Annotated in this window: 19 protein-coding genes; 11 read left to right on the top strand and 8 right to left on the bottom strand. The window is 72.5% G+C overall.

Features of this window, described 5'->3' with window-relative positions; translation table 11 throughout:
• Nucleotides 1–20: 20 nt before the first annotated feature.
• A complete protein-coding gene (locus ACIBKY_RS41430; RefSeq protein WP_397105830.1) occupies nucleotides 21–764 on the top strand; it encodes an SDR family oxidoreductase in 744 nt (247 codons plus the stop codon).
• A gap of 1 nt (nucleotide 765) precedes the next feature.
• On the opposite strand, the gene ACIBKY_RS41425 is transcribed toward ACIBKY_RS41430, so the two are convergent.
• Both ACIBKY_RS41425 and ACIBKY_RS41420 read right to left on the bottom strand, forming a co-directional pair.
• Nucleotides 766–1,425 (bottom strand): GntR family transcriptional regulator, encoded by a 660-nt coding sequence (locus ACIBKY_RS41425; protein ID WP_397105828.1) that lies wholly within the window; start codon nucleotides 1,423–1,425, stop codon nucleotides 766–768.
• Complete coding sequence (locus ACIBKY_RS41420; RefSeq protein ID WP_397105827.1) at nucleotides 1,340–2,539, bottom strand: asparaginase; 1,200 nt, start codon at nucleotides 2,537–2,539, stop codon at nucleotides 1,340–1,342. Before ACIBKY_RS41420 ends, ACIBKY_RS41425 begins: the two co-directional genes overlap by 86 nt.
• An 83-nt stretch (nucleotides 2,540–2,622) precedes the next feature.
• Here ACIBKY_RS41420 and ACIBKY_RS41415 point away from each other — a divergent pair, with 83 nt between their 5' ends.
• The 3 genes from ACIBKY_RS41415 to ACIBKY_RS41405 all read left to right on the top strand — a co-directional run bounded on the left by ACIBKY_RS41415 (nucleotide 2,623) and on the right by ACIBKY_RS41405 (nucleotide 5,629).
• Nucleotides 2,623–3,852 carry an MFS transporter gene (locus tag ACIBKY_RS41415; protein ID WP_397105825.1) on the top strand — a complete coding sequence of 410 codons (1,230 nt, stop codon included), beginning with the start codon at nucleotides 2,623–2,625 and terminating at the stop codon, nucleotides 3,850–3,852.
• Entirely contained in the window at nucleotides 3,849–5,192 is a 1,344-nt protein-coding gene (locus ACIBKY_RS41410; RefSeq protein ID WP_397105824.1) for a dihydroorotase family protein, read from the top strand. The genes ACIBKY_RS41415 and ACIBKY_RS41410 overlap by 4 nt, the downstream gene beginning before the upstream one ends.
• Before the next feature lie 89 nt (nucleotides 5,193–5,281).
• Nucleotides 5,282–5,629, top strand: a complete 348-nt coding sequence (locus ACIBKY_RS41405) for a VOC family protein (protein ID WP_397105822.1) — start codon at nucleotides 5,282–5,284, stop codon at nucleotides 5,627–5,629.
• On the opposite strand, the gene ACIBKY_RS41400 is transcribed toward ACIBKY_RS41405, so the two are convergent.
• Nucleotides 5,620–6,087 carry a hypothetical protein gene (locus tag ACIBKY_RS41400; RefSeq protein WP_397105820.1) on the bottom strand — a complete coding sequence of 156 codons (468 nt, stop codon included), beginning with the start codon at nucleotides 6,085–6,087 and terminating at the stop codon, nucleotides 5,620–5,622. The genes ACIBKY_RS41405 and ACIBKY_RS41400 overlap by 10 nt on opposite strands.
• A gap of 87 nt (nucleotides 6,088–6,174) precedes the next feature.
• Here ACIBKY_RS41400 and ACIBKY_RS41395 point away from each other — a divergent pair, with 87 nt between their 5' ends.
• Together ACIBKY_RS41395 and ACIBKY_RS41390 are read left to right on the top strand one after the other, a co-directional pair.
• Complete coding sequence (locus ACIBKY_RS41395) at nucleotides 6,175–7,308, top strand: serine hydrolase domain-containing protein (RefSeq protein WP_397105819.1); 1,134 nt, start codon at nucleotides 6,175–6,177, stop codon at nucleotides 7,306–7,308.
• 46 nt (nucleotides 7,309–7,354) lie between these two features.
• A complete protein-coding gene (locus ACIBKY_RS41390; RefSeq protein ID WP_397105817.1) occupies nucleotides 7,355–7,948 on the top strand; it encodes a hypothetical protein in 594 nt (197 codons plus the stop codon).
• 5 nt (nucleotides 7,949–7,953) lie between these two features.
• Here ACIBKY_RS41390 and ACIBKY_RS41385 read toward each other — a convergent pair whose 3' ends face one another.
• Entirely contained in the window at nucleotides 7,954–8,502 is a 549-nt protein-coding gene (locus tag ACIBKY_RS41385) for a TetR-like C-terminal domain-containing protein (RefSeq protein WP_397105816.1), read from the bottom strand.
• 26 nt (nucleotides 8,503–8,528) lie between these two features.
• Between ACIBKY_RS41385 and ACIBKY_RS41380 the strand changes: the two genes are divergently transcribed.
• Nucleotides 8,529–9,617: an FAD-dependent oxidoreductase gene (locus ACIBKY_RS41380; protein ID WP_397105814.1), complete on the top strand. Its 1,089-nt coding sequence runs from the start codon at nucleotides 8,529–8,531 to the stop codon at nucleotides 9,615–9,617.
• A gap of 96 nt (nucleotides 9,618–9,713) precedes the next feature.
• Here ACIBKY_RS41380 and ACIBKY_RS41375 read toward each other — a convergent pair whose 3' ends face one another.
• Nucleotides 9,714–10,166 (bottom strand): carboxymuconolactone decarboxylase family protein, encoded by a 453-nt coding sequence (locus tag ACIBKY_RS41375; protein ID WP_397105812.1) that lies wholly within the window; start codon nucleotides 10,164–10,166, stop codon nucleotides 9,714–9,716.
• Here ACIBKY_RS41375 and ACIBKY_RS41370 point away from each other — a divergent pair.
• The 3 genes from ACIBKY_RS41370 (at nucleotide 10,108) to ACIBKY_RS41360 (ending at nucleotide 16,049) form a co-directional block, all read left to right on the top strand.
• Nucleotides 10,108–13,026, top strand: a complete 2,919-nt coding sequence (locus ACIBKY_RS41370) for a tetratricopeptide repeat protein (protein ID WP_397105810.1) — start codon at nucleotides 10,108–10,110, stop codon at nucleotides 13,024–13,026. The two genes, ACIBKY_RS41375 and ACIBKY_RS41370, sit on opposite strands and share 59 nt — an antisense overlap.
• A 156-nt stretch (nucleotides 13,027–13,182) precedes the next feature.
• Nucleotides 13,183–14,364: a serine hydrolase domain-containing protein gene (locus tag ACIBKY_RS41365; protein WP_397105808.1), complete on the top strand. Its 1,182-nt coding sequence runs from the start codon at nucleotides 13,183–13,185 to the stop codon at nucleotides 14,362–14,364.
• Entirely contained in the window at nucleotides 14,361–16,049 is a 1,689-nt protein-coding gene (locus ACIBKY_RS41360) for a CocE/NonD family hydrolase (RefSeq protein WP_397105807.1), read from the top strand. The genes ACIBKY_RS41365 and ACIBKY_RS41360 overlap by 4 nt, the downstream gene beginning before the upstream one ends.
• On the opposite strand, the gene ACIBKY_RS41355 is transcribed toward ACIBKY_RS41360, so the two are convergent.
• From ACIBKY_RS41355 to ACIBKY_RS41345, 3 genes are all read right to left on the bottom strand, one after another.
• The gene (locus ACIBKY_RS41355; RefSeq protein WP_397105805.1) at nucleotides 16,023–18,089 is read right to left on the bottom strand and encodes a 3-hydroxyacyl-CoA dehydrogenase NAD-binding domain-containing protein; all 2,067 of its coding nucleotides are present in this window, start codon (nucleotides 18,087–18,089) and stop codon (nucleotides 16,023–16,025) included. The genes ACIBKY_RS41360 and ACIBKY_RS41355 overlap by 27 nt on opposite strands.
• The gene (locus ACIBKY_RS41350) at nucleotides 18,089–19,288 is read right to left on the bottom strand and encodes an acetyl-CoA C-acetyltransferase (protein WP_397105803.1); all 1,200 of its coding nucleotides are present in this window, start codon (nucleotides 19,286–19,288) and stop codon (nucleotides 18,089–18,091) included. The genes ACIBKY_RS41355 and ACIBKY_RS41350 overlap by 1 nt, the downstream gene beginning before the upstream one ends.
• A gap of 80 nt (nucleotides 19,289–19,368) precedes the next feature.
• Nucleotides 19,369–20,331 (bottom strand): AraC family transcriptional regulator, encoded by a 963-nt coding sequence (locus ACIBKY_RS41345; protein ID WP_397105801.1) that lies wholly within the window; start codon nucleotides 20,329–20,331, stop codon nucleotides 19,369–19,371.
• Between the two features lie 29 nt (nucleotides 20,332–20,360).
• Here ACIBKY_RS41345 and ACIBKY_RS41340 point away from each other — a divergent pair, with 29 nt between their 5' ends.
• The gene (locus tag ACIBKY_RS41340) at nucleotides 20,361–21,335 is read left to right on the top strand and encodes an amidohydrolase family protein (RefSeq protein ID WP_397105799.1); all 975 of its coding nucleotides are present in this window, start codon (nucleotides 20,361–20,363) and stop codon (nucleotides 21,333–21,335) included.
• The last annotated feature ends 3 nt before the right edge of the window (nucleotides 21,336–21,338 follow it).

The raw sequence follows: 21,338 nt of genomic DNA, 5'->3' as shown, positions 1-21,338 counted from the left end.
TAACATTTCTGGAGGGTCCGATGACACGACTGATCGGCAAGACCGCGCTGGTGACCGGAGCCTCGCGCGGCATCGGCCGGGCCATCGCCGAACGGCTCGCCGCCGACGGAGCCCGCGTCGCCGTGCACTACGGCACCAGTGAGGCCGAGGTGGCCGAGACGGTCGGCCGGATCGGCGAGCGTGCGTTCCCGGTGCGGGCCGACCTCGCCACCATGGCCGGCGTGGGCGAACTGGCCGACGCGCTGGCGGAGCATGAGCTGGACATCCTGGTCAACAACGCGGCCGCCCCGCCCGCCGGGCCGATCGAGACGGACACCCCCGAGCAGTTCGACCGGTTGTTCGCGGTCAACGTCAAAGCCCCGTATTTCCTCATCCAGCGGCTCCTGCCCCTCATGCGGAACGGCGGGCGGATCATCAGCATCTCCACCGTCGCCACCCGCATGGCCTATCCCACGCAGACCTCCTTCGCCATGACCAAGGGCGCGCTGGAGACCATGAGCCTGTCCCTGGCCCAGGCACTCGGCGGCCGCGGCATCACGGTGAACGTCGTCGCCCCGGGCGCCACCCGGACCAGCGCCAACGCCTCCCTCTTCACCCCGGAGGCGTCGGCCTTCTTCGCCAGTCACACGGCGCTGGACAGGGTGGGCAGGGCCGAGGACGTGGCCGACGTGGTGGGATTCCTCGCCTCCGACGCCGCCCGATGGGTGACCGGCCAGGTGGTGGACGCCAGCGGCGGCGTACACCTGGGGCCGCGCGTCGGCTGATTCAGAACTCCTGGTGGACGGCCTCGATGGCGGCGAGCGTGTTGCGCAGGTGCTGGAGGGTGACGGCGACGATCCCGTCGAGGTCACGGGCACGGTAGAGCTCGACCAGGCGGCGGTGCTCGGCGTTGGCCTCGCCGACCTGCTCGGGACGCGCGTCCAGGGACAGGCTGACGTAGGCCGAGGCGCTGGCGCGCAGGCTGCGTAGCGTCTGGGCCAGCTTGCCGTCGTCGCCCTCGTCGGAGAGCAGGCCGTGAAAGCGCCGGTTGAGGTCGACCCAGACGGACAGATCCGGCTCGGCGGCCATCCGCTCGCACAGATCGGCCGCCACGGCCAGCCGTTCGTCGGTGAAGGCGGCGAGCACCCGCTTGATCATGAGCGGTTCGAGCGCCATGCGCATCTCGTAGATCTCGCGGACCTCGTCCAGATCGAGGCTGCGCACCACGGCGCCGCGGTGCGCGTCGAGGTAGATGAGCCCTTCGGTGGCCAGGTCGCGCAGCGCCTCCCTGACCGGGGTGGTGCTGACGTCGAGGTCGGCGGCGATCTCCCGCTGCAGCAGCCGGGTGCCGGCCGCGAGCTCACCCGAGAGGATGGCCGTGCGGATCCTCTCCCTGGCGTACTCGTGCGCCGTCCTTGATCGGTTCGGCTGCTTGTTGGGCAACACTTTTCGCCTCCGATCCGGCTGGACGCGGCCACGACAGCGCCCGTTCAGCATAGCCGCCGCCGCGTGCGACGATCGCCGACGCTATCTCGGCCGGAGGGGTGCCCGAGGCCAGGAGCAGCCACAGCAGCAGCCGGGCCTGGCGCGGGTTGAGCCGTCCCGCGGTGATGACGCCCCGGCCGATCAGGTCGGCTTCGGAGCCGGGGAAATCGTAGGCGGCGCGCAGGGTGCTCCCGGCGCCGGTCCTGGTGGCGAGCACGACCGGGATCTTGGCCGCCGCCTTCTCGATGGTGTCGGCCATGGCGGGTGAGACGTGGCCGACGCCGTACGCCGCGATCACCGCGCCGTCGGGCCCGGCGTCGAGCAGGGCCCGCAGCGCGCCGCCGTCGTCGCCGAGGTATGTCTCAAGCAGAGGGACAAAAGCCTGTCCCGAGGGGTACGGCAGCGCCCCGCCCTCCACCGGCGCTCCCGCGAACCGCGGCAGCGCCCCGCCCTCCACCGGCGCCTCCGCGAACCGCGGCAGCGCCCCGCTTCCCACCGGGGCCTCCGCGAACCACGGCAGACCCTCGACCATGCGCCCGAGCAGTCCGAACTCTCCCGACTCGAACGCCCGCAACGCCCCGGCATGAACCTTGCGGACCCGGTGGGCGGCGTGGATCTCGTCGTTCATGACCACGAGCGCGCCACGGTCGCGCGCCCCGGGATCGGCCGCGGTCCTGATGGCGGCGGCGAGGTTGGCCGGGCCGTCCGCGCCGAGCGCGCCCGCGGGCCGCATCGCCCCGGTGAACACGACGGGCTCGTGCGCACGCCAGACGAGGTCGGCCAGGTAGGCGGACTCCTCCATGGTGTCGGTTCCCTGGACCACGACCACTCCGTGCGCGCCGTCGCGGATCGCCGCGGCCGCGGCGCGGACGGCGTCGAGGACGAGGTGGGGGGTGAGCGCGGCGCCCGGGGTGCGGCCGAGGGTCTGGGCGGTGACCCGGATGCCCCGCAACGCCGGTGCGACCGCGCCCAGCAGCGCGTCACCGCCGAGCGTGGGTGCGACCGCGCCGCTCTCGGTCGGGGTCATCGTGATCGTGCCGCCCAGGGACAGGACGCGGACCAGGGGGTCGGTCATGGGCACATCCTCCATTGACAGGTTATGGGGTGCATTTTATAACATCCACATACCTCGGGGAACAGCGAGGCGATGGAGGAGTGATGACAACAGAGAAGACCAAGGCGACACCCGCCCGGCTGACCCGGACGGTGGCCTTGACCACGATGGCCATGCTCGGCGTGTCCTACATTCTGAACGCGATGGACCGGCAGCTCTTCCCGGTCCTGCTGCCCGACATCCGCGCCGATCTCGGCCTGGCCCTGTCCCAGGGCGGGCTGCTCGCGACCGTCTTCACCCTCGGCATCGGCCTGGCTGGCGTCCCGACCGGCATCCTGCTCGACCGCCTGTCCCGCAAGGCGGTCATGGCGGTCGGCATCCTGATCTACTCGGGATTCACCTTGCTCACCGCGTTCGCGGTCGGATTCCTCGACATGTTCGCCTACCGGGCCCTGTCGGGCGTCGGCGAGGCCATGCAGATCACCGCCCTGTTCGCCGCGGTCGGGGCCTACTTCCACGCCTCACGCGCCCTGGCCCTGGGCTACCTGAACACGGTGTTCGGGCTGGGCAGCGTACTCGGCCCCTATCTGGGGGCCCTGCTCGCCACCGCCTCCGGCCACTGGACGACGCCGTTCATCACCTATGGGCTCCTGGGCCTGGTGATGATCGTGGTTCTGTGGTTCGGGGTCCCCAAGGTCTTCTCCGAGCGGGCGGAGCCGGCCGGGACCGCGGCCGCCGCGGGCGGCGGCCATCTCCCGGCGTTCCTGCTCAACCGCAACACCGTGCTGCTCGCGGTCAGCGCCGGCGTGGTCGGCGTCATGCTCTACAGCTACCTCGGGATCTACCCCACCTACCTCCAGGAGGAGCTCGGCTTCACCAGGACAGAGGCGGGCTTCGCCGCCGCCATGTTCGGGTGCGGCGCCATGCTGAGCATCGTCGGCGGATACCTGGGTGACCGCCTCGACCAGCGCCGCTTGATGCTGGTCTGCCTGGTCGGGCTCAGCGTCGTCGGCCTGGTCATGTTCCACGTACCCGGCGGGCACGGCCTGCAGTACACCCTCTCGTTCGCCGAGGGCGCGCTGGCCAGCGGTGTGCTGTTCGTGAACCTCTACTCGGCCATCCAGCGCTCCGTCCGCCCGGAGCTGGCCGGGCGGGTCTCCGGCCTGTTCGTGGCCTGCTTCTACATTCCGTCGGCCTTCGCCGGATACCTGTTCACGGCGCTCAAGGGACACTTCGGCTGGGGCGGCGCGGCGGTGGGTGTGCTGGGGATCCTGCCTATCGTGGCCTTGGCCACGCTCCTGCTGGTGAAGACGGAGAAGGGAACTCACCGATGACGCTGGACCTGCTGATCGCCGGTGGCATGGTCGTCACCCCGGACGGCCGCCGGCGGCAGAACGTCGGCGTGGCCGACGGCCGGATCGCGGTCATCGGCACCGACCGGCCCGCGGCCCGCCGGGAGGTCGACGCGTCGGGCCTGCTGGTTCTGCCCGGCGGGGTGGACACCCACGTCCATCTCATGGACCCGGGCAGCACCGAGCGCGAGGACTTCCCGACGGGTACGGCGGCAGCGGCGGTGGCCGGCGTCACCACCATCGTGGAGCACAGCCACGGCGCGCCCGTGCGCACGGTGGCGGATCTGCGCGACAAGCAGTCGTACCTCACCGGCCGCTCCAACGTCGACTTCGGGCTGGCCGCGCACGCCTGGCCCGGCGCCGCCGGCGACGTCGCCGGGTTGTGGCGGGCGGGCGTCGCCTTCTTCAAGGTGTTCACCTGCACCACGCACGGCATCCCCGGCCACGACGCCGCCGCGCTGCGCGCCCATCTCAACGCCACCGCACTGGCGGACGCCGTCAGCCTGGTGCACTGCGAGGACGAGTCGCTGACCGCGGACGCCGAGCGTCTGCTGCGCGGATCCGGGCGCACGGACCCCGGCCTGCTCCCCGACTGGCGCGACCGTGACGCCGAAGTCGTCGCCGCCGCCGTCACCGCGCTGCTCGTCAGGCGCGTCGGAGCGCGGGCCGTCGTCGCGCACGTCAGCCACCCCGAGGTCGCCGACTACCTCGCGCGCGAGCGGGCCGGCGGCGCCCGGCTGGGCGCCGAGGGCTGCCCGCAGTACTTCCTGCTGCGGGAGGACGAGGTGCACGAGCACGGGGCGCTGCGCAAGTTCACGCCGCCGGCCAGGGCGCGCACCGACTCCGACGAGGCGTTGATGTGGCGGCTGCTGCGCTCCGGCACGCTGTCGCACATGTCGAGCGACCACGCCCCGTCCACCCTGGAGCAGAAGGCCGCCGGCGACATCTGGAACGTTCACTTCGGCCTGCCCGGACTCGACACCACCCTGCCGGTCCTGCTGGACGCCGCCGCCCGTGGCCACCTGAGCCACGAGGACGTCGCCCGCGTGTACGCCGAGACGCCGGCCCGAACGTACGGCCTGTACCCGCGCAAGGGCCGGATCGGTGTGGGGGCCGACGCCGACCTGGTCCTGGTCGATCCCGGCGGCCGGCGCACGCTGGCCAACGAGAACATGCTGTCCAAGGCGGGCTGGACCCCGTACCACGGCCGTGCCGTCACCGGCCTGGTGGTGCGGACGTATCTGCGTGGTGTCCTGATCGCCGAGGAGGGCGAACCTATCGACGCCCGCGAGGGCCGGTTCCTGTCCGGCGGTGGCGCTTAGGATTGCGGTGGTGACGAGGGCGGTTGGGGGTGCTTTGGCCGGGGGACCGCCCTTCGGGGAAGAGTTTCCATACAGATGTGGAGTTTTCGATGTCCGTCAGCCGCGTCATGCCCGTCATCCAGTCGAAGGCCGTGCGGGAGAGCCGGGAGTTCTACGGGCTGCTGGGGTTCGAGGAGGTCATGGATCACGGGTGGATCGTGACGCTCGCCTCGCCGTCCACCCCGGCGGCGCAGATCAGCTTCATGACCAGTGACAAGACCGCCCCGGTCACGCCGGACGTGAGCGTCGAGGTGGATGACGTCGACGCGGCGTACGCGGCCGTGCGTGCGAGTGGCGCCGAGATCGTGCACGACCTGCGGGACGAGGATTGGGGCGTGCGACGGTTCTTCGTCCGCGACCCCAACGGCCGGGTGATCAACGTGCTGAGTCATCGCTGAGCGGGGTCGATGATGTGCAGGGGCACGTCCTGGCCGATCTGCCACAGGGTGGGGATGACGTGACCCGCCCGCGCCCGCTCGTACTCGGCTTCGGTGAGCGCGGCGACCTGCAAGAACGTGAGCGTGTCCAGGACGTCGAACTCGGGGTCCACGGTCAGGGCCAGCGCCGTCAGTGATCCTTGCGGGTTCATGCGCGTGAGGTGGCCGGGGGCCAGGGGCCGTTCGCGCAGGTCGAGCAGGATACCGACACACCAGTCGGGCGGGGCGGCGTCCGCCGGGCCGCGGGCCACGCGGAGGCTGAGCTCGTAACCGTGCCGGCCCGTCCCGACGGTGATCAGGTGCCAGTGGGGGAGCGGGAGGTCGGCCGCGTACGCGCGGATGGCGCCTCCGGCCAGCTCTCCCCACGGCGGGGCCTCGCCGTACACCTTTTCCAGTGCTGCTTCGATCCTTCCGCGCATTCCACCCAGGGTATGAGATTGCGAACAAGTCAAACGTATGGGTACAGTGTGCGCATAGAGCGTTGAATGTACGCAAAGGAGCTTCCCATGAAGGTCATGGCCATCCTCGCCGCCGCGGCTCTCGCGGCGCCCACGCCCGCCACTTCCGACCTCCGGCGTGACGTCGAGGCGGTGCACGCCACGGGTGCGGTGGGTGTGCTCAGCGAGGTGATCACCCCGTCCGGACGGCAGCGCGCACGGGCCGGTGCCGGCGACCTGGCCGCCGGGTCGCCGGTGCCGTTCGACGCGCGGTTCCGGGTCGGCAGCGTGACGAAGTCGTTCGTGGCCACGGTGGTGCTGCAACTGGCCGGTGAGGGCAGGCTGGCGCTGGACGACACGGTGGAGCGCTGGCTGCCCGGCCTCGTGCGGGGCAACGGCAACGACGGTTCCAAGATCACGGTCCGGCAGCTCCTGCAGCACACCAGCGGTCTGTACGACTACAACGCCGACCTCCTGCAGGGGCAGCGCACCGAGGAGGGCTGGCGGAACGAGCGGTTCCGCTCGTTCCGCCCGGAGCGGCTCATCGCCATGGCCACGGCCCACGCGCCCCACTTCCCGCCCGGCACGAGCTGGTCCTACTCCGCCACCAACTACGCCGTCGCCGGCATGCTGATCCGCGCCGTGACCGGCCAGACCTGGGAGCAGCAGGTACGGCGGCGCGTCATCGAACCCCTCGGCCTGCGCGACACCTCCACCCCCGGCGAATCCCCCTTCCTCCCGGACCCGAAGGCGCACGGCTACACCCGCTTCGCCCCCGGCGCCGGCCTGGTCGACGTCACCGTCCAGAACCAGACCCACGGCAACGCCGCGGGCGCGCTGACCAGCAGTCCCCGCGACCTGGCCAGGTACTTCCGCGCGCTGCTGGGCGGCGAGCTGCTCGCCCCCGCGCAACTGGCCGAGATGAAGAAGACCGTGCCGGCCAAGGGCTGGGAGGCGTTCCACCCCGGTGCGCGCTATGGGCTCGGCCTGGTGTGGCGGCCGCTCGGCTGCGGCGGCGGCTACTGGAGCCACAGCGGCACCAACCTCGGCTACCGCAACTGGGACGGCGTGACGGCCGACGGTAAGCGCTCCGTGGCGGTATCGGCCACCATCACCCGCTCGGCCGAGGAGGTCCAGGCCGACCTGACCACGATGAAGGCCATGGACCGGCTGGTCGAGAACGCCCTGTGCGCGAAGCGGTGAGGCGAACCGAAGGGCCCGTGGCAGAGTCCAACGCTGCATGATCACCGTGACGCTCTCCTTGGTGCTGGCCCTCTCGCCGGCGACCGCGACCGAGATCCCGAAGAACTTCCTGTTCAGTGAGCCCGCCGCCCGCAAGGTCCTGTCTCCGGATGACGCGGCCGAGATGGGCTACAAGATCAGCGACAGGCTCACCACGCCGCTGGAGCTGAATCCGTGCGCGCACCGGCGCGCCGTCGACCGCGGCCGCCTGGCGGCCCGCACGATCACGCTCTGGACCAGCGCTCCGAGCGGCGAGTCGGAGCAACTCGTCCTGTACAAGAGCCCGCGCGCCGCCCACGCCGCGCTCGCGCAGCTGCGCGCCGAGGTCAAGCGGTGCGCGCGCAAGGGGGACCCGGCCTACCCCGCTCTCAAGGTCCGGTGGCGGACGAGCAAGGCCAAGGCGGGCGACGAGTCGATCGGCATGGGCTACCGGACCTGGCAGGACGGCATGGTGAACCAGACGATCACCGGCATCGTCGCGCGCAGGGGCAGCGCCCTGATCATCTACACCACCACCGACGGCTACTACAAGCCGGGCGGGCTGACCAGGACCGCCAGGAAGATGGCCGCCAAGGTCTGCGAGCTGCCCGGAGTCTGCTGAGCCGGTCAGCGGGGGGCGAAGCCGTGCAGCAGGGCCTCGACGACGGCTTCCACGGTGGGCAGCTCCTTGTCCAGCAGGCCCCGGTAGACGACCACGCCGACGAACATGTCGCTCAGCAGCCACAGGTCGGCGTCCTCGCGTACCTCGCCGCGGGCGAGCGCGTTGTCGTAGATCTCCCATGAGCGGGCCATCCTCGACCGCATCGCCTCGCGCAGGATCTCGGCCACCGCGGGGTCGCGGCCGGCCTCGCCGTACATCTGCCTGGCGATGGGGCCCATCGCCTTCCAGCCCTCCATCGTCTCGGTGACGACCACGCGCAGGTCGCCCTCGAACGACCCGGTGTCGGGCATCGCCACCTTGGCGTCCATGGCCGAGCCGAGCGCGTCGAGCAGGAGGTCCCGTTTGGTGGCGTAGCGGCGGAACACGCTCGCCCTGCCCACGGAGGCGGCCTGGGCCACCTCGTCCATGGTGAAGTCCAGGCCCTTCGTGAAGATCAGGGTGGTCGCCGCCCGCTTGATGCGGGCGCCGACTTCCGGATCGGGCTTGCGCGCCATAAGTGAGACTCCTAGTATCAGATACTATGCGTATCAGAATCATCATCATAGGCGCGGGACCGGGCGGATTGGTCGCGGCGCGCTCGCTCACGGCCGCCGGACACGACGTGGAGATCCTTGAGCGGGCGCCGGAGCTGCGGACGAAGGGCGGCTCCGTCACGTTGTGGCCGGGATCGATCCGCATCCTGCGCGAGCTCGGGGCGGACCCGGCCGATCTGGGCAGCCGGCTGACCCAACTGGAGGGGTGGTCGCCGGAGGGCGTACCGCTGATGAAGATCGACCTCTTGCGTCCCGAGCGCGCGTACGGCGCTCCCAGCGTGCACATCGCCCGCCGTGACCTGGTCGAGCGCCTGGTCGAAGGGGTGCCCGTCCGCTACGGAAGTGAGGTCGTGGGGGTCGACCCCGACCGGGCCGAGGTCACGCTGGCCGACGGGAGCACGGTCCGCGGAGACGTCCTGATCGGCGCCGACGGGCGTAATTCCCCGGTACGGCGCGCGCTGGGGAAGGAGGATCCGGCCCGGCGTACCGAATGGGTCACCTGGCAGACCTTCGCCGACGTGCCCCTGGAACTGGTGGACACCGGGCGCTCCCTGGTCATCACCGGCAAGGAGGGGATGATGGGCCTGACTCCGGCGGGCCCCGGCAGGGTGCTGAACTGGTTCGAGCTGCGCACGGCGCCGGGCCGTCCGCTCTGGCTGGACGAGGTCGACCCGATCGGCCGGCTCAAGGAGGTCTTCGGCGGCTGGAAGGGCCTGGTGCCCAAGGTGCTGTCGTCGGTGACCGAGATGGAGGCGTTCCCGCACTGGCGGCACAAGGTGCCGGAGGTCTGGGGACGCGGGCCCACCACGCTCCTGGGCGACTCGGCCCACACGATGCCCCCCAGCCTCGCCCAGGGCACCAACCAGGCGATCGAAGACGCCTGGCTGCTGACCCGCTCGCTGGGCGACCTGCGCGGCTACGAGCGGACCCGGTCCAGGCAACTGCGCCTGCCCGCCAGGCTGGCCGGGGACGAGATCGCCAACCGGCCGGGCAGGAAGATGCCCGGCGGGCCGATGAGCGTCGTGTACTCCTGGTGGATCCGCAAGTCGAGCGGGTACCTCTCGGCCATGGCGTGAGTCGGAGGACCTTGAGCGCCAGGTGCCCGCCGCGGCCCTGGCTGTGGACGAGGGCGAACCGGAGGTTCGGCGAAGTTCTCCCGGCCGAGGGGCGCCCTACCAGGAGCCGGCGACCTGGTGGATCGGGGCGTTGAGGCGGTTGAAGAGGTTCGTCGTGGCGATCATGAGCAGGATCGCGGCGAGCTGCTGCTCGTCGAAGTGGTCGGCGGCGTCGTTCCAGACCTCGTCGGAGACGGGGTCGGGGCGGTCGGCCAGCCGGGTGGCGGCCTCGGCCAGCGCCAGCGCGGCGCGCTCGGAGTCGGTGTAGTACGGGGCCTCGCGCCAGGCCGCGACCAGGCCGATGCGCTCGTCGCTCTCGCCGAGCTTGCGCAGGTTCTTGAGGCCGGCGTCGACGCAGAAGCTGCAGCCGTTGACCTGGCTGACGCGCAGGTGGATCATCTCCAGCAGTTCCTGGGGCAGGCCCTGCGACTGCGCGGCCTTCATCAGCTCCATGATCGGCTTCATCGCGGCGGGAATGATCGTCGCGGGGTTCTTCATCCGGGCTTCCATTTTGTCCTCTTTCGTCGTTGTTGCTGTGAGAACAGATTGGGCGCCCGAGTTGATACATTCGCTATGCGTCGACGATGGGGTGACAATGGTGCGGTTTACGCTTCTCGGGCCGGTACAAGTGATCGTCGACGGGGGCCCGCTCGCAGGCATCGCCCCGCGGCATCGCGCGGTGCTGGCCTATCTTCTGCTCAACGCCGGACGGGTCATCAGCATCGACCGGCTGATCGAGGCCATGTGGGGCTACGACCAGCCCGACACCGCCCGCTCGCAGGTCCACGCCTCGATCACCGCGATCCGCAAGGCACTGCGCGGCGCGGGCGACGGCGACCTGCTGGAGACCCGGACCGGCGGCTACGTCGTGAACCCGGCGCAGGGGCAGGTGGACGCGCAGGAGTTCACCGAGCTCGTGACGCTCGGCGACCTGCGCGGGGCGCTGAAGCTGTGGAACGGCGAAGCGCTCGAGGACGTGCACGCGCACTACGTCGCCGGCGCCCGCGACCTCTGGAACGACCGTCGCCTGACCGCCTACGAACGCCTGGCGGAGGCCGAACTGGCCGCCGGTCGCCACGCGGAACTGCTCGACGACCTGGCCGCCCAGGTCGCCGCCAACCCGATCAGGGAGAAGCTGAGCGGCCACCTGGTCCTGGCCCTGCACCGCTCGGGCCGGCAGGCCGACGCCCTGGCCGCGGCGCGCGCCTACCGTACGGCGCTGGCCGACGAGCAGGGGCTGGACCCCGGGCACGCGTTCGCCGAGCTGGAGCGGGCGGTGCTGAACGACGATCCGTCGCTGCGCCTGGCCGAGGCCGCCGGACCCGTCCAGCCGCCGGCACCGGCCGCGCCGCCGCGGCGGACCTTCCTGCCCTACGACATCCCGGACTTCTCCGGACGTACCGCTGAGCTGGAACGGCTCGCCGACGAGCAGGAGGCGGCGCTCGTCACGATCGACGGCATGGCCGGGATCGGCAAGACCGCGCTCGCCGTGCACGTGGCGCACCAGCTGACCGGCCGCTACCCGGACGGCCAGCTCTTCCTCGATCTGCAGGCCCACACCGCGGGCAGTACGCCGGTCGACTCCGCCGCCGCGCTGGAAGCCCTGCTGCGCCAGCTGGGTGTGCCCGTGGACCAGATCCCGGCGACCCAGGCCGAGCGCAGCGCCCTGTGGCGGGCCGAGCTGGCCGGCCGCCGGGTGCTCGTCGTCCTGGACAACGCCCTCGACGCCGACCAGGTACGCCCCCTGCTGCCCGGCGGCTCCGACACCCTCGTCCTGGTCACCAGCAGGCGGCGGCTGGTCGGCCTGGACGGCGCCCGCGCCCTGTCCGTCGAGGTCCTGGGCGAGCAGGACGCCGCCGAGCTGTTCGGCAGGATCGTCGGCGACCGCGCGCGGGACGAACCGGACGCGGTCCGCGAGGTGCTGGAGCTGTGCGGCCACCTGCCGCTCGCCATCCGGATCTCGGCCGCCCGCCTGCAGCACCGCCAGCGCTGGACGGTCGCCTACCTGGCCGGCAAACTGCGCGACCAGCGACGGCTGCTGGACGGGGTGTCGGCCGCGTTCAGCATCTCCTACGAGCAACTCGACGAGGACGAGCAGCGGATGTTCCGCCTGCTCGGGCTGGTCCCCGGCCGCGACATCGACCCGAACGGCGCCGCCGCCCTGGCCGGCATCTCCGAGGACGAGGCGGAGGACCTGCTCGAAAGCCTGCTGGACGCCCACATGCTCCTGCAGCTCGAACCCGGCAGGTACACCTTCCACGACCTGCTCCGCGAGCACGCCCGCTCGCTCGGCGCCGACGACGGCGCGATCCTGCAACTGCTCGTCTACTACCTGCACCGCTCGCGGGCGGCGATGGACCGGCTCTTCCCCGACAGCATCGTGCAGCGCGAGGGCATCCCGCAGCCGCAGTCCCCGATCCCGCCCATCCGCGACGCCGATGAGGCGCTCACCTGGCTCGACGCCGAGCGCTCCAACATCATCGTGACCGCGTTGCACGGGCCTGAGGTCTGCCTCGGCTTCATGGGCCTGGCGCTGCGGCCGTACCTCGACCGGCAGGCGCATCACGACGACGCCCTGACCCTGCACGACCTGGTCCTGCGGCGCAGCCGCAAGCTCGGCAGCCACGGCTTCGAGGCGCAGGCGCTGACCGACCTGTCCTGGACCTACTGGCGCCTCGGCCGGTACGAGCAGGCGGAGGAGCACGCGAACCAGGCACTGGAGGCGTGCGAGGAGCCGCACGAGGAGGCGCGGGCCCTGCTGACCTTGGGCAACGTCGCCCAGCGCAGGCGCCAGGACGAGCAGGCGGAGCAGTACCTCAAGCGGGCGCTGGACCTGACCCGCATCGGCGCGGACACGTGGGGAGAGGCCCACGTCCTCGGCTACCTCGCCCTCGTCCTCGACCGGGCCGGGCGTCCGGAGGAGGCCCGCAGGCACCTCGACGTGGCGCTGGCGCTCCACCGCAAGATCGGCAACCCGGGTGGCGAGGCGCTGGTGCTCAACCACCTCGGCGTCGTCGCGCGCCACCAGGGCCTGCTCGACCAGGCGCGCACCCGGCACCAGGAGGCCGCCGCGCTTTACCGCAAGCTCGGCAACATCACCGACGAGGCGACCGCGCTCAACGGGCTGGCCGAGGCGGCCGGCGATCCCGCACGGGCGGTCGAGGAGCACGCGGCGGCGCTCGCGCTGGCCGACGCCTCCCGCAACCGGCCTGAGCAGGCCCGCGCGCACGACGGCCTGGCCCGCGCCCATCTCACGCTGGGGCACTCGGACCAGGCCCGCGAGCACGGGCGGCTGGCCCTCGACCTGTACGGCGAGCTCGGCGTGCCCGAGGCGGACGAGGTGCGGGCCCTGCTCGAACGCGCGGGCTAGATCCGGGCGCCCGCCTCCAAGCGCGGGCCAGATCCGGGCGCCCGCCCCCAAGCACGCCCCAGGCTTCCGACACCCCGACGGTTGCCGCCCGACCGGTCGGTCGATATGGTCCTTGTATCGACCGACCGGTCGGTAGAGATGGGGAGGGAATCTGTCATGACCCATGTCCAAGGCACCGTCGCCCCCGGCTTCGAGGCCGTCCGCGAGGCGTTCGAGCGCAACTTCACCGACAGCGGCGAGGTCGGCGCAGGGTTCACCGTCTACCGGCACGGCCGCCCCGTCGTGGACCTGTGGGGCGGCGAGGCCGACCCCGACACTCACCGCCCCTGGAACCGCGACACGCTGGCCGCCATCGCCTCCACCTGCAAGACGTTCGCGTCGGGCGCGCTGCTGCGGCTGGTCGAGCGCGGAGAGGTGGACCTGGAGGCGCCGGTGGCCCGCTACTGGCCCGAGTTCGCCCAGAACGGCAAGAGCGGCATCACCGTCCGCACCCTGCTCGCCCACCGCGCCGGACTGCCCAGCATGCACATGCGCCCGGTCACCTGGGAGGACCTGCGCGACTGGACCCCGATCACCGAGACCCTCGCCGCGGCCGCCCCGGAATGGCCGCCCGGCATCCGGCACGGTTACCACGGCGTCACCATCGGCCACCTCACCGGGGAGATCGTCCGCCGCGTGACCGGGATGACGCTGAGCGCGTTCCTCGAAGCGGAGATCACCGGCCCGCTCAGCCTCGACTGCTACGTACGCGTGCCCGACGCCGCGCTGCCCCGGCTGGCCAAGATGGTCCTCCCGGACGAGCAGTCCGTCCAGCTCGGCATGCAGGTGCCGGAGATGGCGGACTTCGTCCAGGCGCTGGGCGACCCGGACACCCTGAGCTACCGCGCCTTCTACGGCAGCGTCACCCAGCAGTGGGACGACTCCAACAACCCCCGCACCTACCAGGTCGAGAGCCCCTCCATGGACGGCGTCGCCTCCGCCCACTCCCTGGCCCGCTACTTCGCCGCCATGATCGGCGAGGTCGACGGCGTCCGGCTCTTCTCGCCCTGGCTGGTCGACAAGATCCGCACCCCGCAGTCGGACGGCATCGACGAGCTCCTCAAGGTCCGCACCGCCTGGGGGCTCGGCTTCCTCGTCCCGGGAGGGCCCTTCTGGCCCGCGCCCGAGCACCTCAAGGGCATGTTCGGCGGCAGCGGAGCCACCGGCTCGTTCGCCTTCGCCGACCCCGAACGCGGGCTGGGGTTCGGCTACGTGCCCAACCGCGGCTCCGAGCTGCTGGAAGGCGGCGACTTCCGGGTCAGGTCGCTGGTCGAGGCCGTCTACAAGGCCGTGCTGTGAAGGCCCCCATCACGATCGTGCGCGACGCGGAGATGCCCATGCGCGACGGCGTCGTGCTGCGCGGCGACGTCTGGACGCCGGACGACGGGCGCCGCCGCCCCGCCGTGCTGATCCGCACGCCGTACGGACGGACGGGGACCAACAACGACTTCCTGCGCCCGCTCGAATGCGTGCAGGGCGACTACGCCTGCGTCGTGCAGGACACGCGCGGCCGCGCGGGCTCCGACGGCGAGTGGACGATCTTCATGGCCGAGCAGGAGGCCCGCGACACCCACGACAGCGTGGAATGGGCCGCGGCGCAGCCGTGGTGCGACGGCAACGTCGTCATGGCCGGGGCCTCCTACCTCGGGATCGTGCAACTGCTCGGCGCCGCCGAACGCCCGCCGCACCTGCGCGCGATCGCGCCCGGGATGACCAGCAGCGCCGAACTCGACCGCGCCGCCGGCGGCGTCATGCGCGTCAACGAGGTCATGGCGTGGCTGGCGTTCATGGCCATGGACTGGCTGGAGCGCGAGCGGGCCGCCGGGCGTCCCGCCGACCCCGGCGCCGCCTACGAACTGTGGGAGCTCGCCACCGACCCGGCCGCCGCCCTGCGCACGCTGCCGCTGAAGGACCTGCCGCAGTTCGCCGCGGTGCCCGGCTTCCCGCTCGACGTGGGGAAGATGCTGGCGTACGGCACGCCTGGCATCACCGAGTCGTTCGCCTACGAAGCCGTCGAGGTGCCCGCCCTGAGCGTCACCGGCTGGTTCGACAACCACTGCGACTCCACCATCGAGAGCTTCCTGCGCCTGCGCGCGATCCACGGCGACCGGCACCGGCTCATCGTGGGCCCCTGGTCGCACGACGGCAGGCTCGGCTACTGCCAGGGCGAGGTCAGCTTCTCCGCCCGCGGCGACGCCACGGTGCTCGGCCTGTCCGCCCAGCACCTGGCCTTCTTCGACGAACACGTGCGGGGCACTCCGTCCGCGGCGCCCGCCGTGCGGTACTTCCTCATGGGCGCCGACGAGTGGCGCGAGGCGGACCGGTGGCCGCCGCCGGGCGAGCTCAGGACGCTGTACCTGGGGGACGACGGCCGCCTGGGCACGCGGCCTCCGGCCGACGAGCACCCCGACCACTACGCCTACGACCCGGACGACCCCGTCCCCACCCGCGGCGGCCGGGTGGTCAACCTGGGCCGGCTGGTGCCGGGCCCGCTCGACCGCTCCCGGCTGGAGGAGCGCCCCGACGTGCTGTGCTACACCTCGCCCGTCCTGGACGAACCGCTCGACGTGGTGGGCCAGGTGGCGGTACGGCTGTTCGCGGCGTCGTCGGCCCGCGACACCGACTTCGCCGCCAAGCTCGTCGACGTCTTCCCCGACGGCCGCGCTCTGGCCGCGGCCGGCGGCGTGCAGCGCGCCCGCCACCGGCACGGACCGGACGCCGAGCAACTCCTGGAGCCGGGAACGGTCGAGGAGTACACCATTGGCCTCGGCCACACCGCGTGGCGCTTCCCGGCCGGGCACCGCGTCCGCCTGGAGATCACCAGCAGCGACTTCCCCGCCTACGACCGCAACATGAACACCGGCGAGCCGGTCGGCACCGACGCCGCCGGGGTGGTCGCCCACCAGACCGTCCACCACAGCGTGCTGTATCCGTCGCGGCTGGAGCTGCCGGTCCTGTCAGAAGGGCTCGATCCGGCCCCGTAGCAGGGACGGCGGGCGCAGGTGCTCGCCATAGGCGTCGGCCAGCCGGTCGGCGCGCTCGGTGAAGGCGCGCAGGCCGTACTGGTTGACGTACTGGAGTGTGCCGCCCGACCACGGCGCGAAGGCGAGGCCGAGCACGCTGCCGACGTTCGCGTCGGCGGTGGAGGTCAGGATCCCGTCCTCCAGGGCGCGCACGCTCTCCAGTGCCTGGGCGAACAGCAGCCGCTCGCGCACGTCCCGCTCGGGGATGGGCCGGTCGCCGCCGAAGCGCCCGGCCAGCCCCGGCCACAGGCGCTTGCGGGCCCGCTCTGGGTAGTCGTAGAAGCCGCCGCCCCCTGCCCGCCCAGGCCGGTTCATCTCCTCGACCATCCAGGAGAAGACGCCGTAGGCGGTGGCGTGGCCCAGCTCGCGGCCGTCGGCCGCCGCGTCCGCCTCGTTCTGGCGGCGCACCCTGAGCATGGTGGCCAGGGCGACCTCGTCGCTGACGGCCAGCGGGCCCACGGCCATGCCCGCCCCGCGGGCGGCGTTCTCCACGAGCGCCGCCGGTACGCCCTCCGTGAGCATGGCCGCGCCCTCGGCGGTGTAGGAGACGAAGACCCGCGAGGTGTAGAAGCCGGGACCGTCGTTGACGAGGATCGGCGTCTTGCCGATCTGCCGGGCGAAGGCGAAGGCCAGCGCGAGCGCGGCGTCCCCGGTGCGTTCGCCGCGCACGACCTCCAGCAGCGGTACGCGCTCCACGGGCGAGATGAAGTGCAGACCCACCAGGTCACCGGGGGCCCGCAGCCCCTCGGCCAGCCCGGTGATCGGCAGCGTGGAGGTGTTGGAGGCGAGCACGGCGGTGCCGTCCTCGGCGCCGGCCAGCACGCGGCGCTTGAGCGCGCGGTCCTCGAAGACGGCCTCGACCACGAGATCGCACCCGGCGATCGCGGTGCCGGGTCCGGCGAGGTGGTCGACGGCCACGCCGCAGGCGGCGGCGCTCATCCTGCCCTGGGCGACCTGCCGCCTCAGCCGGCGCACGACCTCGTCGTGCCCGCGCTCGGTCGCCTCCGCGCTCACGTCGGTGAGTACCACCTCGATGCCCGCCGCGGCGGCGACCGCCGCGATCCCGGCGCCCATCATCCCGGCGCCGATCACGCCGAGTCGCCGAACCCCGCCGGTGGACCTGGCCCGCCTGGTGACCTCGTTGCGGGCGTACCAGTGACAGCCGATCATGTTCTTGGCCACCTGGCCGGTGGCGAGTGCGACCAGATGCCGGGTCTCGGTGCGCAGGGCGGTGTCGACGTCCACCCGGACGGCCTCCGCCACGCAGGCGAGGATCCGCTCCTGGGCGGGCAGGGTGCCGTGGGTCCTGGCGTACAGGCGGGCGGCGGCGGTCTCGAAGAAGCGCGGGGGAGCGGCGGGCGCCGGGTCGTCCCACGGTTGTGTGGCATCGGGGTGGGCGGCGATCCACGCGCGGGCCTCTCCGATCAGTTCGCGGGCCGGGACGAGCCGGTCCACGAGCCCGGCGTCGAGCGCCCGGCGGGGCGGCAGCCGTTCTCCCTCCATGAGCAGGGGCAGGGCGGCGGCGGGGCCCAGCAGGCGGACGGTCCGCACCACCCCGCCACCGCCGGGCAGCAGCCCGAACGTGACCTCGGGCAGGCCGAGGCGGATCGCCGGGTCGTCGGCGCAGAGGCGGTGGTGGCAGGCGAGGGCCAGTTCGAGCCCGCCGCCGAGCGCGGTGCCGCCGATCACGGCCACCACGGGCCGGCCGAGGCGCTCCAGCCTGCGGAAGGCGTCCTTGGTGCGGTCGAGCTGCCCGGCGAACCCGGCCGCGTCCGCGGGGGTGAGGGCGTAGACCTGGTCGAGGTCGGCGCCGACGGCGAAGGTCGCCTTGGCCGAGACGACGATCACGCCGGTGACGTGCTCGCGCTCCGACTCCAGGCGGTCGAGCGCCGCGGCCAGGGCGGTGCCGAAGGCGGCGTCGAGCGTGTTGACCGGCCGGTCGTGCCGGTCGAGCGTGAGCGTGACGATGCCGTCGTCGTCGCGGTGGTAGCCGATCGCCATCACACGTCCCTCTCGATGATCGTGGCGATGCCCATGCCGGCGCCCACACACAGGGTGGCCAGGCCGCGCCGCAGGTTCCGGCGCTCCAGCTCGTCCAGCAGGGTGCCGAGGATGATGCAGCCGGTGGCGCCGAGCGGGTGCCCGAGCGCGATCGCGCCGCCGTTGACGTTGATCCGGTCGGGGGACAGGCCGAGGTCGCGGGCGTACTTGAGCACCACGGCCGCGAACGCCTCGTTGACCTCGAAGAGGTCGATGTCGTCGAGCGTGAGGCCGGCCCTGGCCAGCGCCTTTCGGGTGGCGGGGACCGGGCCGGTGAACATCAGCGTCGGCTCGGTGCCGACCACGGCGGTCGCGACGATCCTGGCGCGTGGCGTCAGGCCCAGCCGTTCGCCCGCGGCCGCGCCGCCGATCAGCATGGCTGCGGCGCCGTCCACGATCTGGGAGGAGTTGCCCGCGGTGTGGATGTGCTCGACCCGCTCGACCTGCGGGTAGCGGCCGATGGCGACCGCGTCGAACGTCTCGCCCGCCAGGGCGAAGCTCGGCGACAGCCCGGCCAGCCCCTCCATCGTGGTCTGGGGTCTGATCGCGTCGTCATGATCCAGTACGGCGAGGCCGTCAGGACCGGTCACCGGGACGAGTGAGCGGTCGAAGTACCCCTTGTCCCTGGCCCGCGTGGCACGGCGCTGCGACGACAGCGCGTAGGCGTCCACCTCCTCGCGGGTGTAGCCCTCCAGAGTCGCCAGCAGGTCGATGGCCACGCCCTGCGGCACGTACCCGGTACGCAGCGCCGTCTCCGGATCGTCCATCCAGGCGCCGCCGGTCGAGCCCATCGGCACGCGGGACATCGACTCCACGCCGCCCGCCACCACCAGGTCCTCGAACCCTGACCGGATCTTCATGGCCGCCAGGTTCACCGCCTCCAGGCCCGAGCCGCAGAACCGGTCGACCTGCACGCCGGGAGTGTCCAGGTCGAGCCCGGCCACGAGGGCGGCGATGCGGGCGATGTCGCTGCCCTGCTCGCCGACGGGGCTGACACAGCCGAGGATGACGTCGTCGACCTGCGGGCCGTCCAGGTGGTTGCGGTCGGCCAGGGCGCGCAGGACCTGCGCGGCGAGGTCGACGGGCCGGATGCCGCGCAGCGCGCCGCGTTTGCTGAGGCCGCGCGGCGTGCGCACGGCGTCGAAGATGAGGGCTTCCACGGTCCCGACGGTAGGAACGGCGGCGTAACCGGCCAATGACCGTGCCGTCCGTGCTGCCTGACCCTGGCGTCCCCCGCTTGTCATGGGCGGTAGGCGCGCGGGGTCGTGCCGGTCCAGCGTTTGAACGCGCGGTGGAACGCGCTGGGCTCCGAGAACCCGAGCCGCCTGCTCAACTCCTCAATGGACAGGTCGCCGCGGGCCAGCGCGGACACCGCGGCGTCCCGCCTGAACCGGTCGCGTACGCGCTGGTAGGAGGTGCCCTCGGCGCGCAGGCGGTGCCGTAGGCCGGCGGGGCTGACGGACAGCCGGGCGGCGGCCGAGGCCAGGTCGGGCCCGCCCTCGGCGAGTATCCGCCTGACCTGCCCGGCGACGTCGCCCGAGTAGTCCCCGCGCTCGACCAGCTCGGCCGGGTAGCGCCGCAGGAACGGCGTCAGCGCCGCCTCGTCGCGCAGCACCGGCCGGTCGAGCGCCGCCCGGTCGAACCCGATCGCGGGCCGCGCCCGCCCGAACAGGCACCCGCACCCGTAGAGCGCGTCGTACTCCAGCACGTACGGCGGCCGCCCGTGCGGAAACTCCGCCCGCCGCAGCTCCAGCCCACCCCCGACCAGCCAGCTGGCGAACCGGTGCCACGCCCCCAGCACCAGCTCGACCAGGTGATCGGCGGGCTGGGGGAACCCGGTCAGCGTGAACTCCAGCCGCGCCTCCCGCCCGCTTTCCACCAGCCTGACCGTCACCCCGATGGCGAACAGGTCGTAGAAGGCGGCCCCACGCAGCAGCGCGGTGCGCAGGTCGTGGCCGTGCACGGCGAGCGCCGCCATGGTCGCGAAGGTGCCGAGCCGGCTCGGGGCCGGGCCGAACCCGAGCAGTTCGTCGTCGAGGGCGGTCCAGAGGTGCCGGACCAGGCGGGTGTACTGCCGCGTGGTCACCGTGCGGGCCTCCGGCTCGATGTCCGAGCGGGCGAGCGCCCGGCCGACGTCGAGGCCGCGGCGGCGGGCGCCGGCGAGGCAGGCGTGCACGAGCCGTCCCGAGATCCGTCTGTCCATGTCGGCCCCTTTCTGCCACCATCATATGAATGAGTGTTCATGCAGAACAGTCCGTCATCGACATCTGTGACGGCGTCCACGACTCCGGCTCATGGCTGGCGCTGCTGCGCGGGCTGTCGGCGGACGCGCCGCACTTCCTGGAGTTCCTGGCCGGCGCCATGAGCGTGGTGGCGGGCCTCGACCCCGCGCGCGTACGCGACCACCTCGCCCACGATCCCGGGCGGGCCCTCGCCGCGCTGGCCGGCGGGCTGGCCGTCGAACCCGGCGCCCACGTGGAACGGCTGCGCGCCGCCGGCGTCCGCCACCAGGTGCTGCACGGCTCCCACTACCGCCTGCCCGGCGGCGAGAGCGTGAACGACCGGGTGGCCGCGCGCGCCGCCCGGCATCCGGACCTGCTGAGCGGCTGGTGCGGCGTCGACGCGCGCGACCCCGCGGCGGCGGTGGCCGAGATCGACCGGTGTGTGGCACTCGGCATGCGCGGGGTGGTCATGCTGCCCTTCGCCGCGGGCGTGCCCGCCGACGACCCCGCGAGCCACCTGGTCTACCGGCACGTCGCCGGCCTGGGGCTGCCGCTGTGGCTGCACTGCGGGCTGAACCTGTCGCGCTCCAGCCCGATGACCACCCCGGCCGAGCTTGACCTGGTCGCCGGGCGCTATCCGGGGATGCCGGTCGTGGCCGGGCACGGCGGCTGGCCGTACGTGGGAGAGCTGGTGGCGGTGATGATGCGCCAGCCCAACGTCTATCTCGACACCTCGGGGCACGACCCGAGGGCGATGGCGGTCCCCGGCTCCGGGTGGGAGCCGCTGCTGTTCCATCTTCGGGGGGCGCTGCGCCGCCGGGTGGTGTTCGGCAGCGCGGCGTGGACGCACGCCTCCACCCAGGAGCGCTCGATCGCCGCCGTGCGCGGGCTGGGGCTGGAGGAACGGCACGAGCGAGCCTGGCTGCACGACAACGCGGCGGCTCTTCTCGGCCTGCCCCTGGCCATCCCGGCTCCGGATGCCTAATAT

It is taken from the genome of Nonomuraea sp. NPDC050394, assembly GCF_044459065.1.
Classification (GTDB): Bacteria; Actinomycetota; Actinomycetes; order Streptosporangiales; family Streptosporangiaceae; genus Nonomuraea.
This window is presented reverse-complemented; position numbering and strand designations above follow the sequence as displayed.

Excerpts from the sequence above, each read along its gene's own strand:
- ACIBKY_RS41430 (WP_397105830.1), top strand. The coding sequence starts at position 21 with ATGACACGACTGATCGGCAAGACCGCGCTGGTGACCGGAGCCTCGCGC.
- ACIBKY_RS41420 (WP_397105827.1), bottom strand. The coding sequence starts at position 2,539 with ATGACCGACCCCCTGGTCCGCGTCCTGTCCCTGGGCGGCACGATCACG.
- ACIBKY_RS41415 (WP_397105825.1), top strand. The coding sequence starts at position 2,623 with ATGACAACAGAGAAGACCAAGGCGACACCCGCCCGGCTGACCCGGACG.
- ACIBKY_RS41410 (WP_397105824.1), top strand. The coding sequence starts at position 3,849 with ATGACGCTGGACCTGCTGATCGCCGGTGGCATGGTCGTCACCCCGGAC.
- ACIBKY_RS41405 (WP_397105822.1), top strand. The coding sequence starts at position 5,282 with ATGTCCGTCAGCCGCGTCATGCCCGTCATCCAGTCGAAGGCCGTGCGG.
- ACIBKY_RS41400 (WP_397105820.1), bottom strand. The coding sequence starts at position 6,087 with ATGCGCGGAAGGATCGAAGCAGCACTGGAAAAGGTGTACGGCGAGGCC.
- ACIBKY_RS41395 (WP_397105819.1), top strand. The coding sequence starts at position 6,175 with ATGAAGGTCATGGCCATCCTCGCCGCCGCGGCTCTCGCGGCGCCCACG.
- ACIBKY_RS41385 (WP_397105816.1), bottom strand. The coding sequence starts at position 8,502 with ATGGCGCGCAAGCCCGATCCGGAAGTCGGCGCCCGCATCAAGCGGGCG.
- ACIBKY_RS41380 (WP_397105814.1), top strand. The coding sequence starts at position 8,529 with ATGCGTATCAGAATCATCATCATAGGCGCGGGACCGGGCGGATTGGTC.
- ACIBKY_RS41370 (WP_397105810.1), top strand. The coding sequence starts at position 10,108 with ATGATCGGCTTCATCGCGGCGGGAATGATCGTCGCGGGGTTCTTCATC.
- ACIBKY_RS41375 (WP_397105812.1), bottom strand. The coding sequence starts at position 10,166 with ATGGAAGCCCGGATGAAGAACCCCGCGACGATCATTCCCGCCGCGATG.
- ACIBKY_RS41365 (WP_397105808.1), top strand. The coding sequence starts at position 13,183 with ATGACCCATGTCCAAGGCACCGTCGCCCCCGGCTTCGAGGCCGTCCGC.
- ACIBKY_RS41355 (WP_397105805.1), bottom strand. The coding sequence starts at position 18,089 with ATGGCGATCGGCTACCACCGCGACGACGACGGCATCGTCACGCTCACG.
- ACIBKY_RS41345 (WP_397105801.1), bottom strand. The coding sequence starts at position 20,331 with ATGGACAGACGGATCTCGGGACGGCTCGTGCACGCCTGCCTCGCCGGC.
- ACIBKY_RS41340 (WP_397105799.1), top strand. The coding sequence starts at position 20,361 with ATGAGTGTTCATGCAGAACAGTCCGTCATCGACATCTGTGACGGCGTC.